Genomic DNA, 14,334 nt, shown 5'->3' with positions numbered 1-14,334 from the left:
CGGTGAACCGGCGCCGCGCCACCGGGCCGCCCGCCCGCGCCACCGGGCCGGCGGCGCGCCCTCGCAGGCACGCCACCGGCCCGTACGCCGCACCCCTTCGGGGCGCCGCGCCTCACACCGTCAGGACGATCTTGCCCGCGGTGCGCCCGGTCTCGCCCAGCTCATGGGCCTTGGCGGCGTCGGACAGCGGGAACGTCGCGGCGATCTCCGCCCGCAGCCGGCCGGCCGCCGCCAGCTCCGCGAGCGCCCGCATGCCCTGCTGGTCGTGCTCGACGACGATGCCCTTGGCCCGCACCCCGAGCCGTTCGGCCTCGGCGCGCACCGTCTCGTCGGCGCCGAGGATGCTCACATAGCTCCCGCCCGGCCGCAGCGTGCGCAGTGAGCGCGGGCCGTACTCCCCGGCGATGGTGTCGAGGACGACATCCGCGTCGCGCACCGCCTCCGCGAAGTCCACCGCGTGGTAGTCGATCATCTCGTCGGCGCCCAGCGCGCGGACGAACGCGTGCTTCGGCGCGCTCGCGGTGCCGATCACGTACGCGCCGCGCGCCTTGGCGATCTGCACCGCCAGATGGCCGACGCCGCCCGCCGCCGCGTGGATCAGCACCCGCTGTCCCTCGCGCACCCCGGCGGTGTCCACCAGCGCCTGCCAGGCGGTGAGCGCCGCCAGCGGCAGCGCGCCGGCCTGGACGTGGTCGATCTCCGCGGGCTTGCGCACCAGTGCCCGCGCGGGGGCGACGACGTACTCGGCGAAGGCGCCGACGCCGTTCGGGTAGGGCAGCATCCCGAAGACCTCGTCGCCCACCTCGTGCAGCGCCGCGCCCCAGCCGAGCTGTTCGACCACGCCGGACACGTCCCAGCCGAACACCAGCGGCAGCGGGTGGGAGACGGTGGTGCGGCGCTGCCGGTTCTTCCAGTCGGTCGGGTTGAGCCCGGCGGCCCGCACCCGTACCAGGACCTCGCCGACGCCCGGCACCGGCCGCTCGCGTTCGGTCTCCGTCAGCACCTCGGGGCCGCCGAAGGTGTCCTGGCTGATCACTCGCATCGTGTTCGTCATGGCTCCACGGTGCCCGACCGGGACGGCCGGAAAAATGGCAGGATTGCCATCCTCCGCTAGGATCCTGCCATGTCCGCTCCCGTACCCGCCCCGAAAGCCGCGCCGCACCGCGTCGTCGTCCTCGCGCTCGACGGCGTCTACCCCTTCGAACTGGGCATCCCCGCCCGGATCTTCGGCGCCCTGCCCGACCGGTACACCGTTCTCACCTGCAGCGCGGACGGCCGCCCGGTCCGCACCCACGCCGATTTCACGATCACCGCGGACCACGGACCCGAGGTGCTCGGTTCCGCCGATACGGTGATCATCCCGCCGTCCGCGGCCACCGAGGCGCCGTCCGCTCTGGCCCGTGTCCGTCCCGGCACCCGCCTCGTCTCCATCTGCACCGGCGCCCGCGTACTGGCCGCCGCCGGACTGCTCGACGGCCGCCCGGCCACCACCCACTGGTACGAGGCGCCGGACTTCGCCCGCCGTCACCCGCGCGTGCGCGTCGACCCGGACGTGCTCTTCGTCGACGACGGGGACGTCCTGACCTCGGCGGGCGCCGCCTCCGGTGTCGATCTCTGCCTGCACCTCGTCCGCAGGGACCACGGCAGCGAGATCGCCAACCGGGTGGCACGGGCGTGCGTCGTCCCCGCCTGGCGCGACGGCGGGCAGGCGCAGTACATCGAACGCCCGGTGCCGCCGCCCGCGGCGGAGAGCACCGCCCCCGCCCGCGCCTGGGCCCTCGACCACCTCCACCTGCCGCTGACCCTCGCCGATCTGGCCGGCCGGGCGCGGATGAGCGGACGGACCTTCGCCCGCCGCTTCCAGCAGGAACTGGGCATGAGCCCCGGCCGCTGGCTGATCCAGCAGCGCGTGGACCGCGCCCGCCACCTGCTGGAATCCAGCGACCTCTCCGTCGACCGGATCGCCGGCGAGGTCGGCTTCGCCACCGCCGCCTCCCTCCGCCAGCACCTCCAGGCGGCGGTCGGCGTCTCCCCGCTGGCCTACCGCCGCACCTTCCGCGGCGACGCGGCGGGCCCGTCCGGCGTGTCGGGCGCGCGCCCGTCCGGCGCGGGCGCGGACCGGCAGGTGCCCGCGGGCACCTGAGCCGCCGGGACGCCGGGACGTCGGGGTGCGGGGGTACCGGACGCCGGGCCGCCGTGCCCCGGGCCGCCGGGCGCCGTGACTCGGGCACCGCGCCCTCGTGCCGCCGTGCCGCCGCGCGCGCAGACTGGCGGCGTGGCTGTGAGACGGAGTGCCGGACTGCTGCTGTTCCGCCGCGCCGGTGGCGGTGCGGAGGTGCTGCTGGCGCACATGGGCGGACCGCTGTGGGCCCGGCGCGAGGCGGGCGCCTGGACGGTGCCCAAGGGGGAGTACGTCCCTCCGGAGGAGCCCCGGGACGCGGCCGTGCGGGAGTTCACCGAGGAGCTGGGGCTGCCCGCGCCGCCCGGCCCGTACCTCCCGCTGGGCGAGGTCCGGCAGGCCGGCGGCAAGACCGTGACGGTCTGGGCGGTCGAGGCGGACCTCGATCCGGACGCGATCGTGCCCGGCACCTTCGAAATGGTCTGGCCGCCCCGCTCCGGCACGGTCCGTACCTTCCCCGAGATCGACCGCGTCGCCTGGTGCGCCCCCGACGAGGCCCGCCCCCGCCTGGTCACGGCCCAACGCGCCTTCCTCGACCGGCTCGCCGCACACCTCACGGCGGAGGAGTGAGGCCCGGCCGTGGCCGGGCCCGGGGAGCGGCTGGACGGACCGGCGGCCTCGGGGCCCGGCGCGGCGCGGACCGCGAAACGGTCCGAGGCCGGCCCGGCCGTGGCGAATCCGCGCGAGACCGGGGTGCCCGGGTCGGGAGGGCCGGTGGCCGTCGGACGGTGCCGTCGGCGCGGCCGGGAAGCGCACGGGAGCTGACGGGTCAGCGTGACGTGGGGTGGGCGGCACGCAGTGCGGAGCCGCGGGTGAGGAACGCGACCCGGATGACGGGCAGCATGCAGAGGGTCTGCACCACGGCGTACCACGGCGGGCAGACACCCGGGATCAGGTCGACGCCGATGATCGCGATCGGCATGACGACGGTGAGCGCGCTCACCCGCTCGAAGGCCCGCCGGGATCCCCGGGAGGCGGAGACGGTCATCCGGTGGATCAGCACGGCGGCCACCGGCAGCAGGACCGCCCTGACCCACATGAACGTGTTCACCGTATGACCGCTGCTCGACACCGCGATGACCGCCAGGAGGGCGGCGGCGCTCAGAGCGCCGTAAACCTTGACGCTGTTCCTCGCCGCGCCGAAGGCTTCTCGGACGCGAGGGCTGTCGGGGAGTGCCGCCTCTGTCGTGTACTTATCGGTTTCCATGCTCACCGACGCTAGGAAGCGCCGGACCGACGCGGTATCCGTCCGGGCCCACGGGTGGGTGGGGACAGCCCCACTCCTCGGCTGACCGGGGCCGTGGCGGGCTTCGCGCGGTGCACAGTGGGAGCACCGGACGGAGAGCGGAGGAAGAGCCATGAGACAGCTGGGTTCGTGGCCGGCGCGCGTCGGCGTGGGGTTCGTACGGGCGTGCGTCGTGGCGGTCGTCAGCATGCTGGTCCCGGCCGTGTGGGCCGTCGCCGTGGCGTGGGGGATCCGGTGGGGAGCGGGGAACCCGTGGTCGTGGGTTGCGCCGGTCGTGCTGGTGTGCGCGGGCACGCTCACCCTGTCCCGCCCGGTCTGCCGGATGGTCCGCTTCCTCGTCGTGCGGTGGACGGCCACCGTCATCCCCGCCGGGTACCGGCAGGCCGGGCCGGTGACGCGGATGTCCACCGGGTACTGGTGGAACGGCTTCAGCTACGGACGTACCCGACGTGACGCCCTCCTGGACCAGAGGTGGCGGGTCCGGTGGAGCGACCCCGCCAACTGGCGCGATCTGCGGTTCACGGCGATCGCGCCGCTCACCGCGGGCGTCGTCGCGTCGCTCCCGCCGGCCGGGGCGGCCGTGGCGGTCCTCGGGCTCGGCGGACCGGGCCCCGCCGCGCGCGTCATCGGGGCGCTCGGCCTGGTCGTGGCCGTCGCCGGTGCCCCGTACGCCTGGCGGTGTGCCGAGCCGGTGGCCGTCCGCTTCCTGCGCCCGTCGCCCGCGATGGCGCTGGCGGACCGGGTGGACGAACTGACCGTCCAGCGCGCGGACGCGACGGTCGCCCAGGCCGCCGAGATCCGCCGGATCGAGCGGGACCTCCACGACGGGGCGCAGGCCCGCCTGGTCGGGCTCGGGCTCTCGTTGGCGACTGCGGAGAAGCTGATGGACACCGACCCTGACCGGGCCCGGACGCTGATGCGCGAAGCGCGGGCCGGTGCCACCGCGTCACTGGCCGAACTCCGCGAACTGGTCCAGGGGATCAACCCGCCCGTGCTGAACGACCGCGGGCTCGTCGACGCGGTTCGCGCCCTTGCCCTGGACAGCCCGGTCGAGGCGGTTGTCAGCGCGGACCTCCGGCCCGGCCTGGACCCGCCGATCGAGTCCGCCCTGTACTTCGCCGTCGCCGAACTGCTGACCAACGTGGTCAAGCACGCCCGCGCGACCCGGGCCCGGATCTCCCTCACCCGCAGCGGCACCGCCATCGTCGTCGATGTCGAGGACAACGGCCGCGGCGGAGCCGCCCTGAGAGCCGACGGCGGACTCGCGGGGTTGCGCCGCCGCCTCGCGGTCTTCGACGGCACCCTGGAGATCACCAGCCCGGCGGGCGGCCCGACCCGGGTGAGGATGATGGTGCCGTGCGTATCGTCGTAGCCGAAGATCTCTATCTCCTGCGGGACGGAATGGTCCGCCTCATCGAGGCGTACGGACACCAGGTGGTGGCGACCGCCGCCACCGGGCCCGAGACGCTGGACGCGCTGTTGACGTGGCGGCCGGATGTGGCCGTCGTCGACGTCCGCATGCCTCCGACCCGGTCGGACGAGGGCCTGCGGGCGGCTCTCGCCGCCCGCGGTGAACTGCCCGGACTGCCGGTCCTCATCCTTTCCCAGTACGTCGAGCAGCTGTACGCCCGCGAACTCCTGGCGGACGGCGCCGGCGGTATCGGCTACTTCCTCAAGGAGAGCGTCTTCGACGCCGACCAGTTCATCGACGCCCTGGAACGCGTCGCCGCCGGCGGGACCGCCATGGACCCGGCCGTCATCGCCAAACTGCTGTCCGGCGGAGCGTCGCACCGACGGCTCGAACGGCTCACCGAACGCGAACACTCCGTGCTCGGCCTCATGGCCGAAGGGCTGTCCAACCAGGCCATCGGCCAACGGCTCTTCCTCGGCGAAAGCGCCATCAGCAAGTACACCACCTCGCTGTTCGGCAAACTCGGCATCACCGGTGACGACAGCAGCAACCGCCGTGTCCTCGCCGTTCTCACCTACCTGAACAACTCCTGACGCGCCGGGGGACCACCGGCACGTCCGGCGGCTGCCGGCCCCGGCGCGGCTTCCGCCCCTGTACGCCGCTCCCGCACGTCGGCTCCCGCCCGCCCGCCTCTCAGCTCCGGCCGCGTACCGCGCGGTGGTGCTGGCGGGCGAAGAGGTAGGCGGCGCCGGTGGCCAGCAGCGCCATACCGCCGAGGGCCGGTGGCCCCGCCTCCCCCTCGCCGCCCGTCCGGCGCCCGGCCTCCTGTCCGCCGTGCGCCGTCCGTTCCCGGTGTGCCGCGCCATGGGGGAGCGCGGCATCCCGTACGACGGCGGGGCGCGGGCCCGGGGCGTCCCGTACGACGGCGGGGTGCGGCTCCGGGGCGCGGGCGGCGGCGGGGGCGGTGCAGGCGAGGGTCCCGGTGAGCGCGGCCAGCGCGGCGAGCGCGAGCGGGACCGGCCGGACGGGGGCCACCGGCGTGCGGGAGGCCGTGCGGAGTACGGGCATCGGGATCTCCTTGTCGCGCCGGTGCCGGGGCGGGTGCGGTGGGGGGCCGGGCGGCGAACGGCAGTACCCTCCCCGGCATGCCGGGCGCCGACCGCGCACCCGCCCCGGCACCGGAAACGCTAGCCAACCCGCGCCGCCGATCGGGCGCCCGACCGGCCTCCGGGGTGATCCATAAGGCTCTCTTAAGGTCGGGCTAAGCGCGGGCTCAGGTTTCACGGGCAACCCACGAGCGGAGCCCTTGAGTTCACTGCCCTCACCGTCCATGGCCGTCCAGGGTGGTCCACCTCAATCCGCCTTCGGTGGCTCCCCGTGTGGCTCCCTTTGGCCTCGCTGCTGGCTCCCCGAACGACCGGCAGCGAGGCCGCCTATCCGCAGTACGACCAGCTCTGTAACGTGAAGCAAGCCCCCAAACTGCAGGAGGCAGTACCAATGCGTGGTCTCGGGGATCACCTCAGCATCGGCGAACGGATCGCGTTCTACCGGAAGCGCCGCGGTTACACGCAAGGGGTCTTGGCCGGACTGGCCGGCCGCAGTACCGACTGGCTCGCGAAGATCGAGACCGGCCGACGGAAGCCCCCACGAATCGACATGCTCACCGAGCTGGCGCACATCCTGCGCGTGCCTCTGGGGGACCTGCTCGGTCAAACGGTCCTCATGGAGAGCGACCAGCAGCAGGACGACGTGCCAGCCGTACGTGATGCGCTCATGACCCCGCGTCGGCTTTCGCGGCTGCTCTTCGGGCCGGAAGTTGAAGCGCAGCTCCCGACGCCCGCTCCCGTGGCGGTGCGTGTGGAACACGCCTGGAACGACTACCAAGGTGGTCGGCTCAGCAGCGTCATCGCCGCGCTGCCCGCCCTCCTCCGAGTCGCGCAGGAGCTGGAAGACCGGGCCGCGCGAGGTGGGGAGGACCGGAGGGACTGCTGGGCCGTATCGGCCCGTACTCACCATCTGGCCGCCACCACCCTCGCGAAGATCGGGGAGTCCGACATCTCGTGGCTGTCTGCTGAGCGGGCGATGCGAGCGGCTGATGAGTCGGACGATCCGCTGGTCCTCGCCTCGGCAGCCCGTTCCGGCACACACTCCTTGATCGCGAACGGGCGTTACGACGACGCACTGGAACTCGGGAACACCGCTGCGGCGTGGCTGTCCGCGCGGGTGTCGGAGAGCGACCCCGCCGCGCTCAGCCTGCTGGGGATGATCCATCTGCGTGCCGCGGTCGCCGCGGCACGGCACCAGGATCGACCGACCGCAACGACCCTGCTGGACCGAGCTGAGGAGCTTGCGGACGACCTGGGGTCGGATGAGAACTACTGGCAGACCGGGTTCGGCCCGACGAACGTGGCGCTCCATCGGCTGTCCGCCGAGTTGGACCTCGACAACATCTCCTACGTGATCGCGCACGGAGGGATCGACGTGGACCACATGCCGCAGGAGCGCAGCGTCTCGCACCGGATCGACTACGCGCGCGGACTGTCGCTGGCAGGCCGCAGCGATGATGCCTTTGCGGCTCTGCGTACGGCTGAGCGGACAGCCCCGCAGCTCGTACGGAACAATCCCAGGGTGCGCGAGACGCTGCGCGATCTGATCAAGCAGGCCCCGGTGACCGGCGGAGCGCGCTCATCCGAAGTTTTCGAAATGGCTCAACGATGCAGGGCGGTGCAGTGAGCAGGCGCGGTGTGCTCGGAGTTGTAGGGTCGGCGGCCGGCGGCGTGGAGACGCTGCGTACAGGGCTTGTCGAACCGGCGCTGGAGCGCGGTTGGCAGGTGGCGGTGACGTTGACGCCGACCGCGGGACGGTGGCTGCGGGAGAGTGGTGAGGCTGAGCGACTTGAGGAGCTGACCGGCCTGCCCGTGCGGGATCAGCCGCGGACTCCCGGGGAAGCGCGTCCGCACCCGACAGTCGACTGCTACGTGGTCGCCCCCGCATCGGCCAACATGGTCGCGAAGTTGGCGACCGGGCTCATGGACAACCAGGCGCTCACGCAAGTCGGCGAGGCAATCGGAACCCTGTACCTGCCCGTCGTGGTCTTCCCTCGCGTGAACGCAGCGCATGCTCGTCACCCGGCGTGGGAACGGCACATCGGGGACCTTCGAGGAGCTGGTGTCCACCTCGTGTACGGGCCGGATGTCTGGCCGCTGCGCGAGCCGCGGGAGGCGCCCGCAGGACGTGGCTTGCCATGGACGGCGGTGCTGGACGCAGTGGATGCGGCTACGAGTTGATGGGTAAACACCCATTCTGAGCTGCAAAAAGAGGGGACCCGGACAGAGTGTCCGGGTCCCCTCTTGTCGTCGGCCCCATGCTTCTCGGCATGACGGGGATCGACGAACGACATGACGTCCTGGGGGGCCTGACTCCCGCCGAGCTGGCTCTGGTTGCGGCGAGCCTGACCCAAGCGCGCACAACGGCGAGCCGACTACTTCGCCGAGCTGACGCACTGCTCACGCAGGTGGAGGCGGATCTGCCACGACCTTCTCAAGGCGGTCGAGGCGCTCGCCGAGCAGGCGGAGAGTCTCATGGATCGAGTTGAGCTCCTCCGCGAGTGCGACGTATGCGGGGCTGCTCCCCGGTTCGGTCCCGAGCGGCAGCGCAGGGTCGCGGACGAAGGTCCCTCGCCCCTGCTGGCTCAGGAGCAGGCCCTCGTCGCGGAGCTGGTTGTAAGCGCTCTGCACCGTCATGAGCTGGACTCCGAGCTCCTTCGCGAGCTGACGGGCCGGCGGCATGCGGGAGCCCACCTCGCGCTCGCGGCCCGCAATCTCCTTGCGGTACTTCGCGGCGATGTCCTTGGCCGTGGGCTTGGGGGCGTCGGAGCTGGGGGTCATACCTCCGAGCGTAACCGGACCTAGGTCAATCTCCAGGGCCCAGCGGGAGAGCAACTTGACATTCAGATTGACCTAGGTCAATCTGAATGTCACCGCGAGGGCGCCACACCGGCCCAAGCGTCAACTGCTTGACCTGCATAAACGCGCCGTCCGGACGCCCTTGTGGCGGAAGTGAGCGGCCATCGCTTGAGAACTGAACAGTGAGACAAGCGACGGGGTTCGAGTCCCCGTCCCCGCAACGGCCCGGGTGATGGCCGCCGGCGGCCACTTCGTGGCAGGCGAACCTGACCTGCCCGCGTGCCAGCTCTGGAGAACACCCCTCGGGAAGCATCCCTTCAGCGGTCTGGAGGGCAGTCCCGCGGGTGCCACCTGGCACGCGCCGCCCTGCTGGCGTCAGAGCAGTGACGATGACGCGCCCGACCACGGCTCGGGACCGGCACCCCGCCGCAAGCGGCGTGCCGGTGAACGCCGTTCGGAGACCGCCCGCAACGGGCCGACCGAAGGAGACCCTGATGGGTCGTCGACATATCTAGGCGCTGCCTACGCAGGACCAGCACGGCAGCCACGCCCACCGCGTCCCGTCCGGCGCCGCCTCAGGACACGTTCCGAGGCGACGCCGCGCGCTTCACCGGAGACCCGCGGGCCACTTCCCGCGCCGGTTGCCTCCCCCGCCCGTCCGGGCGCCCCTCGCGGGCGGCTCGTACGGGCGGGGTGGCAGGGAGCCGGAACGCCCCTCCCCCCCCCAAGGAGCATCGTGAGCACCGTTGAGATCACGTCGTTCGGTTACCTCCACGCCGAACCGCCCACCGCGCACATCGTCCTTGATCTGCGCCAGCACTTCAGCGACCCGCACATCAACCCGGGCCTGCGGCACATGACGGCCAAGGACGAGCCGGTCCGCACCGCGGTCCTGAACACCCCCGGCATCGCCGAGCTGGTCGACGCCACCGCTGCGGCGGTGACCGCGTTCGCCGCCGGGCCCAGCACCGGCGTCGTGACCGTGGCCGACGGATGCGCCGGCGGGCGGCACCGCGCCCCGACCTTCGCCCGCGCCCTGGCCGACCAGCTCCTCCAGGCCGGGCACACCGTCGTCCTCACCCACCGCGACCTGGACAAGCCCGTCGTCCAGCGCTGACGGGCAGCCACGATCGCCGACATCCCACCCGCGGATGTCGGCGGTCGCGGCTGCTCGTCCGAGCAGCAAAGGCGACGGCCCCCGGATGCACCCCGGAGGCCGTCAGACAGGAACTGACAAGGAGTCCCTGTGAGCAGCATCGCAGAGATCACGCGCCCCGCGCACAGCACCCGCGTGAATCCCGAGTACTTCTGCCCGACTTGCCGGGCCTGGCACAGCGCGCCCTGCGCCAGCATCGCCGCGAACCGCCGCTTGGCCGACCTCCTCCAGCGCCTTGTCGCCGAGGGCGACCGCCGCGCCCAGACCGCCGCCCGGCGCCAGGGCGGTGCCCGATGAGCGACATCGCCGAGCAGCAGGCCGCCGACGAGGCCGCCCGCCAGCACATCGCCGCCGCCGAGGAAGCCGCCCGCGCCGCCGAGGCCGCACGCGCCGCCGCCGAGGCCCTGAAAAACCGCTGACCGCCCGCCCTTCCGATGGCGGCCGCCCCACCCGGCGGCCGCCATCGGCATACCGCCGGAGAACACCATGAAGCACTTCATCGGCCGCCACGAGGCGGTCACCGACACCGACCTGATCGAGCTGGCCCTCGGCACACCCCTCGACCTCTGGCTCGGCGAGGACGGCGAGAGCGCCGAGGAGCGTGCCGCCCGTCTCGACGCGGCCCGCGACATCGCCGCCGACGACCCCGGCCTGTACGACCGTGCCCTGCGCGCCGCCGCCGAACTGCTCGACGAGCACCCGCACCTGACCACCCTGCCCACCCGCCGCACCCCGGCCGCGGTCCTCCCGCTCCCGGCCCCGCGCACCTCCCGCTACGGCGTGACGGAGGTGGCGGCGTGATCCGCATCGTGACCAACGCTCGCCTCGACGCCCTTGAGGCGGCGGTGAAGAGCGCACACACCTGCGCCCGCACGGTGCAAGCTGCCGCGGACGAGGCGGCCTCTGCCCACGTACGGTCGGCACAGCGTCTGAGCAAGGCCCTGGCCGTGGCCCGCGCCGCCGCCGAGCAGCACCGGTTCGACGCCGACTTCCATCGGGAGGTCGTGCGGGACCGGGAGAAGGAGCTGGACGAGGCTCGGGCGACGGTGGCCGAGCAGGCGGAGCGGATCACGAGCCTGCAGGCGGACCTGGACGCGGCGGCCGGCGCCGTTGTGCTGCTGTCCTACGGCCAGCTGGTGAGTGTCCATCCCGACCATGAAGCGGCCAAGGAGCACGCGGACTCCCTCGACGGCTCCATCTCCTGGGGCCCGCCCAGTGACAAGCCCGCGTCCGAGGTGGCCTGGCGCGCCGTTGCGCTGGCCAACTTCGTGGTCCAGGACGACGCTGCGGAGGTGGGTGCGCAATGACTACGGCGGCACCTCCCCTCGTTTCGACGGCACCCCTCGATGTTCCGACGGCGGACCCTGACGTTTCGGGGGCGCGGTGGTGGCGGCGTCCGGACGGGATGCGGCTGCTCGGCTGGGGCACCCTCGGCGGCGGCATCGTGTTGGCCGGCATCGGGTTCAGCGGCTCGTACAAGGCGCTCGCCAAGCTCGCTTCCGAGCATGGTTTCGGATGGTTCGCCGACCTCTTCCCGATCGGGGTGGACGTCGGCATCGTCGTTCTGCTCGCCCTGGATTTGGTCTTGATCAAGCGCCGCGCGCCGTGGCCGGTGCTGCGGCTGCTGGCGCATATTTTCACGGTGGCGACGATCGTCTTCAACGCCGCTGCGGCCGGGCCGATCCGCACCGATCCGGTCGGGGCGGCGATGCACGCGGTGGTCCCGGCCATGTTCATCGCCGCTGTCGAAGCCGGACGGCGTCTGATCGTGCGGGCCGCCCGGATCGCTGATGGCACGGCGGTGGACCGGATCCCGTTGCACCGCTGGATCCTGGCCCCGTGGCCGACCTGGCTGCTGTTCAGGCGGATGCGGCTGTGGGGCATCGCCTCCTACACCACCGCGGTGGAGCAGGAGCAGGAGCGGACCGTCTACCGCGTCATGCTCATCCGCGACTACGGCGACCTCGACGAGGCGCCGGAAGAGGCTCTGTTGCCGCTGGAGATGGCCAAGTACGGCCTGAGCGTGGACCAGGCACTGGCCCTGCCCGCGCAGGCCGAGGAAGCCGCCGCGAAGCGTCGTGAGCGGGCTGAACAGGACCGCATCGAGGCTGAGGCGCGGGAGGCGAAGCGGCAGGCTCAGGCCCGGATCGAGCAGATCCGCACCGCCGCGGAGGTCGACCGGGTCCAGGCTGAAGCCGACGCGCTGACCGGGGCTGCCAGGGCCGCCGCCGAAGGGCGTACGTCCGAGGCCCGGATCGAGGCTCAGGCCCGCGCCTCGGCTGCCCAGAGGGCCGCCGAGGCGGCGGAACATGCCGCATCGGCGGACGCTGAAGCGCTTCGGTCCGCATCCGCTGCGGCGGCGCTGCGGAAGGCGGAGGAAGACAAGGCGGCCGCCCTCGAAACCCGGGCCCGCAACGCCGAAACGGCGAAGGCCGCCGCCGGAACGGAGGCGGAGGCCGCCGAAGCGCGCGCCCGGATCGCGGCCGCGAAGGCGAAAGAGGCTGCCGAGGAGAAGGCGCGGGCAGCGGACGCCGCAGCGGCGGAAGATGCGCGCAAGCGTGCCGTCGAAACGCGGGCGCGTGCCGCCGGAATCGAGCTGGCCGCCCTCGAAATGGAGGACCGGGCCAAGCTCAAGCCGTCGGAACGCGACGCCCGCCGGGTCGCCCGGATGATCCTCACCGACGCCTCCGGCGACCCCGAGGGTCTCGCGCTGAAGACCATCGCGGACGCCCTCGGAATCTCCGTCTCCATCGCCTCGGACCGCCGTAAGGAAGCCGCCGCCCTCCTCGCGGACGGCTACGCGCTCCCCGACCCGGCGGATGAGCTGGTGGCCGCATGAGCCCCCGCTTCTGGGACCCGGGCGGCGAGCGGTACGGCATCCCCACCTACCCCTACCGCCTCGCCCCCGACGGCCTGGCCACCCGCCGCCAGCTCCGCGCCCGCGGACTGCGGCCCGGTGGCCAGCCCGTCGCCGCCCAACTCCTGTGGCACTCCCGCCGCTCCCGGACCGGGCCGCGGGTCGCCTACCTCTACCGCATCGACGCCGCCCTGCCCGTCCGGCCGATGACCCCGGCCCGCTGGGCCGCGATCGGCCGGGCGCTGGCCGCCCGCCGCGCCTGCCCCGCCTGCCGCCGTGATACCGGCTGCACCATCCCCACCTCCCTCGGCGTCTGCGCGCTCTGCGCCGACGCCCCCGCCCTCGCCGCCTGAGAGGACGCTGTGTTCGCTTCGCTCGCGATTCTGCTGTGGTGCGGCCATCTGCTGGCCGACTACCCCTTCCAGACCGACCACCAGGCCGAACACAAGGCCAAGCCCTGCGCCGCCGGGTGGCGGGCCAACCTGGTCCACGCCGCCACGCACGTCTTCACCTGTGGCGCTCTGCTGGGCGCCGGGGTGCTCGTCCTCGGCCTCGACGTGCCGGTCCTGCCCGCCGTGCTCGCCCTCGTCTGGATCGGGGCGACGCACGCCGTCATCGACCGCCGGCACCTCGTCCGCTGGTGGATGAACAACACCGGCCAGCGCGACTTCGCCGAGAACGGTGGCGCCGCGCACGTCGACCAGACCGCCCACATCACCGCCCTCGTCGCCGCCGCCCTCTACCTCGCCGCCTGAACGGAGCCCCTTGATGAAGTCCCGTACTCGTCGTCTTCTGACCGTCGCCGCGCAGCTCGGCGCCGGTGGCTTCCTCGCCAACAGCGTCACCTCGGACCTGGCCCCCTACCAGGTGCCCGGCGCCACGACCGTCCAGTGCGCTCTCGCCGTGGGCGCCTGCGCCTTCATCGGGGTCGGCCAGATCGTCGACCTCCTCACGGGCACCACCCACCACTGCCAGGACTGCTCCATGACCGTCCGGCTGCGCGGAACAGACGCGGCCGAGGCCCGGCGCTGGCAGGAGGCCCTCGCCGACCACCCGCACCACCGCCTGCCCCGCTGACCGCCTGACCTGGGAGAACACCATGACCAACACCCCTTTCGCCAAGCTGACCGCCCTAGCGGCTGAGCAGGAGGACGCCTACCGTCTCCGGGCGCGTCTGGCCGTCGCGGAGGCGGAGCAGCAGGCCCTTCTCGCGAAGGCCCGCCAGCGCGCCCACGTTGAGAAGCGTGCCGCCCAGGTGGTGCGCCGGCGGTTCCCGGAAACGCTCGGCCGCGTCGTGACGGCGCAGATGTGGCGCGGCTACCCCAGCCACCCGAACGGCTCCCCGTCCGCGGTCGCCTACCTCGGCGCTGGCACCTACGTCCGCTACTGCGCCGGTGACTACTACGTCGGCGTCGCGCTGCTTCTGCCGTGCGCGGCCTGTGGCACCCGCCTGACGCTCAGCCCGTGGGATGACCACGACCTGTCCACCGTCCTCACCAGCCTCGACGGCGGGGCCGCCTGCCCCGCCTGCGTCACCACCTGACCGGTCGCCGACAGGGCGCCGGGCCCTGTCGGCACAC

20 protein-coding genes are annotated in these 14,334 nt (G+C 73.0%); 16 read left to right on the top strand and 4 right to left on the bottom strand.

The window, feature by feature from the left end:
• Positions 1-112: 112 nt before the first annotated feature.
• On the bottom strand, positions 113-1,054 hold the full coding sequence (locus tag ACZ4M8_RS16925; RefSeq protein WP_467607853.1) for an NADP-dependent oxidoreductase: 942 nt from the start codon (positions 1,052-1,054) through the stop codon (positions 113-115).
• A 69-nt stretch (positions 1,055-1,123) separates the two neighbouring features.
• Here ACZ4M8_RS16925 and ACZ4M8_RS16920 point away from each other — a divergent pair, with 69 nt between their 5' ends.
• Both ACZ4M8_RS16920 and ACZ4M8_RS16915 read left to right on the top strand, forming a co-directional pair.
• Positions 1,124-2,143 (top strand): GlxA family transcriptional regulator, encoded by a 1,020-nt coding sequence (locus ACZ4M8_RS16920; RefSeq protein ID WP_467607851.1) that lies wholly within the window; start codon positions 1,124-1,126, stop codon positions 2,141-2,143.
• Between the two features lie 132 nt (positions 2,144-2,275).
• Positions 2,276-2,749: an NUDIX hydrolase gene (locus ACZ4M8_RS16915; protein WP_467607848.1), complete on the top strand. Its 474-nt coding sequence runs from the start codon at positions 2,276-2,278 to the stop codon at positions 2,747-2,749.
• Between the two features lie 199 nt (positions 2,750-2,948).
• Here the strand turns inward: ACZ4M8_RS16915 and ACZ4M8_RS16910 are convergent, their stop codons facing one another.
• Positions 2,949-3,386 carry a hypothetical protein gene (locus tag ACZ4M8_RS16910; protein WP_467607845.1) on the bottom strand — a complete coding sequence of 146 codons (438 nt, stop codon included), beginning with the start codon at positions 3,384-3,386 and terminating at the stop codon, positions 2,949-2,951.
• A 151-nt stretch (positions 3,387-3,537) separates the two neighbouring features.
• On the opposite strand from ACZ4M8_RS16910, the gene ACZ4M8_RS16905 reads away from it, so the two are divergent.
• Positions 3,538-4,797: a sensor histidine kinase gene (locus ACZ4M8_RS16905; RefSeq protein WP_467607842.1), complete on the top strand. Its 1,260-nt coding sequence runs from the start codon at positions 3,538-3,540 to the stop codon at positions 4,795-4,797.
• Positions 4,782-5,429, top strand: a complete 648-nt coding sequence (locus tag ACZ4M8_RS16900; RefSeq protein WP_467607840.1) for a response regulator transcription factor — start codon at positions 4,782-4,784, stop codon at positions 5,427-5,429. Before ACZ4M8_RS16905 ends, ACZ4M8_RS16900 begins: the two co-directional genes overlap by 16 nt.
• A 100-nt stretch (positions 5,430-5,529) precedes the next feature.
• Here the strand turns inward: ACZ4M8_RS16900 and ACZ4M8_RS16895 are convergent, their stop codons facing one another.
• Positions 5,530-5,904 carry a hypothetical protein gene (locus ACZ4M8_RS16895; protein WP_467607839.1) on the bottom strand — a complete coding sequence of 125 codons (375 nt, stop codon included), beginning with the start codon at positions 5,902-5,904 and terminating at the stop codon, positions 5,530-5,532.
• A gap of 321 nt (positions 5,905-6,225) precedes the next feature.
• On the opposite strand from ACZ4M8_RS16895, the gene ACZ4M8_RS16890 reads away from it, so the two are divergent.
• A complete protein-coding gene (locus tag ACZ4M8_RS16890; protein ID WP_467607837.1) occupies positions 6,226-7,569 on the top strand; it encodes a helix-turn-helix domain-containing protein in 1,344 nt (447 codons plus the stop codon).
• Positions 7,551-8,123: a flavoprotein gene (locus ACZ4M8_RS16885; protein WP_467607835.1), complete on the top strand. Its 573-nt coding sequence runs from the start codon at positions 7,551-7,553 to the stop codon at positions 8,121-8,123. The genes ACZ4M8_RS16890 and ACZ4M8_RS16885 overlap by 19 nt, the downstream gene beginning before the upstream one ends.
• A 219-nt stretch (positions 8,124-8,342) precedes the next feature.
• Here the strand turns inward: ACZ4M8_RS16885 and ACZ4M8_RS16880 are convergent, their stop codons facing one another.
• Positions 8,343-8,723 carry a GntR family transcriptional regulator gene (locus ACZ4M8_RS16880; protein WP_467607833.1) on the bottom strand — a complete coding sequence of 127 codons (381 nt, stop codon included), beginning with the start codon at positions 8,721-8,723 and terminating at the stop codon, positions 8,343-8,345.
• A 754-nt stretch (positions 8,724-9,477) separates the two neighbouring features.
• Between ACZ4M8_RS16880 and ACZ4M8_RS16875 the strand changes: the two genes are divergently transcribed.
• The 10 genes from ACZ4M8_RS16875 (at position 9,478) to ACZ4M8_RS16830 (ending at position 14,297) form a co-directional block, all read left to right on the top strand.
• Entirely contained in the window at positions 9,478-9,858 is a 381-nt protein-coding gene (locus ACZ4M8_RS16875; protein WP_467607831.1) for a RapZ C-terminal domain-containing protein, read from the top strand.
• A gap of 129 nt (positions 9,859-9,987) precedes the next feature.
• Complete coding sequence (locus ACZ4M8_RS16870; protein WP_467607829.1) at positions 9,988-10,194, top strand: hypothetical protein; 207 nt, start codon at positions 9,988-9,990, stop codon at positions 10,192-10,194.
• Positions 10,191-10,316, top strand: coding sequence for a hypothetical protein (locus ACZ4M8_RS16865; RefSeq protein WP_467607827.1), 126 nt, complete (start codon positions 10,191-10,193; stop codon positions 10,314-10,316). Before ACZ4M8_RS16870 ends, ACZ4M8_RS16865 begins: the two co-directional genes overlap by 4 nt.
• A 67-nt stretch (positions 10,317-10,383) precedes the next feature.
• Positions 10,384-10,698 (top strand): hypothetical protein, encoded by a 315-nt coding sequence (locus ACZ4M8_RS16860; RefSeq protein ID WP_467607826.1) that lies wholly within the window; start codon positions 10,384-10,386, stop codon positions 10,696-10,698.
• A gap of 8 nt (positions 10,699-10,706) precedes the next feature.
• The gene (locus tag ACZ4M8_RS16855; RefSeq protein WP_467607824.1) at positions 10,707-11,204 is read left to right on the top strand and encodes a hypothetical protein; all 498 of its coding nucleotides are present in this window, start codon (positions 10,707-10,709) and stop codon (positions 11,202-11,204) included.
• A 98-nt stretch (positions 11,205-11,302) separates the two neighbouring features.
• Positions 11,303-12,736, top strand: a complete 1,434-nt coding sequence (locus ACZ4M8_RS16850; protein ID WP_467607821.1) for a DUF2637 domain-containing protein — start codon at positions 11,303-11,305, stop codon at positions 12,734-12,736.
• Complete coding sequence (locus ACZ4M8_RS16845; RefSeq protein ID WP_467607820.1) at positions 12,733-13,107, top strand: RRQRL motif-containing zinc-binding protein; 375 nt, start codon at positions 12,733-12,735, stop codon at positions 13,105-13,107. The genes ACZ4M8_RS16850 and ACZ4M8_RS16845 overlap by 4 nt, the downstream gene beginning before the upstream one ends.
• A gap of 9 nt (positions 13,108-13,116) precedes the next feature.
• On the top strand, positions 13,117-13,509 hold the full coding sequence (locus ACZ4M8_RS16840) for a DUF3307 domain-containing protein (protein WP_467607818.1): 393 nt from the start codon (positions 13,117-13,119) through the stop codon (positions 13,507-13,509).
• A 13-nt stretch (positions 13,510-13,522) separates the two neighbouring features.
• Positions 13,523-13,831, top strand: a complete 309-nt coding sequence (locus ACZ4M8_RS16835; RefSeq protein WP_467607816.1) for a hypothetical protein — start codon at positions 13,523-13,525, stop codon at positions 13,829-13,831.
• Positions 13,832-13,853: 22 nt separating this feature from the next.
• On the top strand, positions 13,854-14,297 hold the full coding sequence (locus ACZ4M8_RS16830) for a hypothetical protein (RefSeq protein ID WP_467607813.1): 444 nt from the start codon (positions 13,854-13,856) through the stop codon (positions 14,295-14,297).
• Positions 14,298-14,334 lie beyond the last annotated feature (37 nt).

The sequence above is a fragment of the Streptomyces sp. NPDC027185 genome (genome assembly GCF_055567035.1).
Note: the sequence above shows the minus strand (reverse complement) of the source record. Positions and strands in the feature narration are given on the sequence as shown.

What these genes read in the sequence shown, in the direction of transcription:
- ACZ4M8_RS16920 (WP_467607851.1), top strand. Translation starts at nt 1,124, where the DNA reads ATGTCCGCTCCCGTACCCGCCCCGAAAGCCGCGCCGCACCGCGTCGTC.
- ACZ4M8_RS16895 (WP_467607839.1), bottom strand. Translation starts at nt 5,904, where the DNA reads ATGCCCGTACTCCGCACGGCCTCCCGCACGCCGGTGGCCCCCGTCCGG.
- ACZ4M8_RS16860 (WP_467607826.1), top strand. Translation starts at nt 10,384, where the DNA reads ATGAAGCACTTCATCGGCCGCCACGAGGCGGTCACCGACACCGACCTG.
- ACZ4M8_RS16850 (WP_467607821.1), top strand. Translation starts at nt 11,303, where the DNA reads ATGCGGCTGCTCGGCTGGGGCACCCTCGGCGGCGGCATCGTGTTGGCC.
- ACZ4M8_RS16910 (WP_467607845.1), bottom strand. Translation starts at nt 3,386, where the DNA reads ATGGAAACCGATAAGTACACGACAGAGGCGGCACTCCCCGACAGCCCT.
- ACZ4M8_RS16885 (WP_467607835.1), top strand. Translation starts at nt 7,551, where the DNA reads ATGCAGGGCGGTGCAGTGAGCAGGCGCGGTGTGCTCGGAGTTGTAGGG.
- ACZ4M8_RS16835 (WP_467607816.1), top strand. Translation starts at nt 13,523, where the DNA reads ATGAAGTCCCGTACTCGTCGTCTTCTGACCGTCGCCGCGCAGCTCGGC.
- ACZ4M8_RS16925 (WP_467607853.1), bottom strand. Translation starts at nt 1,054, where the DNA reads ATGACGAACACGATGCGAGTGATCAGCCAGGACACCTTCGGCGGCCCC.
- ACZ4M8_RS16880 (WP_467607833.1), bottom strand. Translation starts at nt 8,723, where the DNA reads ATGACCCCCAGCTCCGACGCCCCCAAGCCCACGGCCAAGGACATCGCC.
- ACZ4M8_RS16845 (WP_467607820.1), top strand. Translation starts at nt 12,733, where the DNA reads ATGAGCCCCCGCTTCTGGGACCCGGGCGGCGAGCGGTACGGCATCCCC.
- ACZ4M8_RS16830 (WP_467607813.1), top strand. Translation starts at nt 13,854, where the DNA reads ATGACCAACACCCCTTTCGCCAAGCTGACCGCCCTAGCGGCTGAGCAG.
- ACZ4M8_RS16865 (WP_467607827.1), top strand. Translation starts at nt 10,191, where the DNA reads ATGAGCGACATCGCCGAGCAGCAGGCCGCCGACGAGGCCGCCCGCCAG.
- ACZ4M8_RS16905 (WP_467607842.1), top strand. Translation starts at nt 3,538, where the DNA reads ATGAGACAGCTGGGTTCGTGGCCGGCGCGCGTCGGCGTGGGGTTCGTA.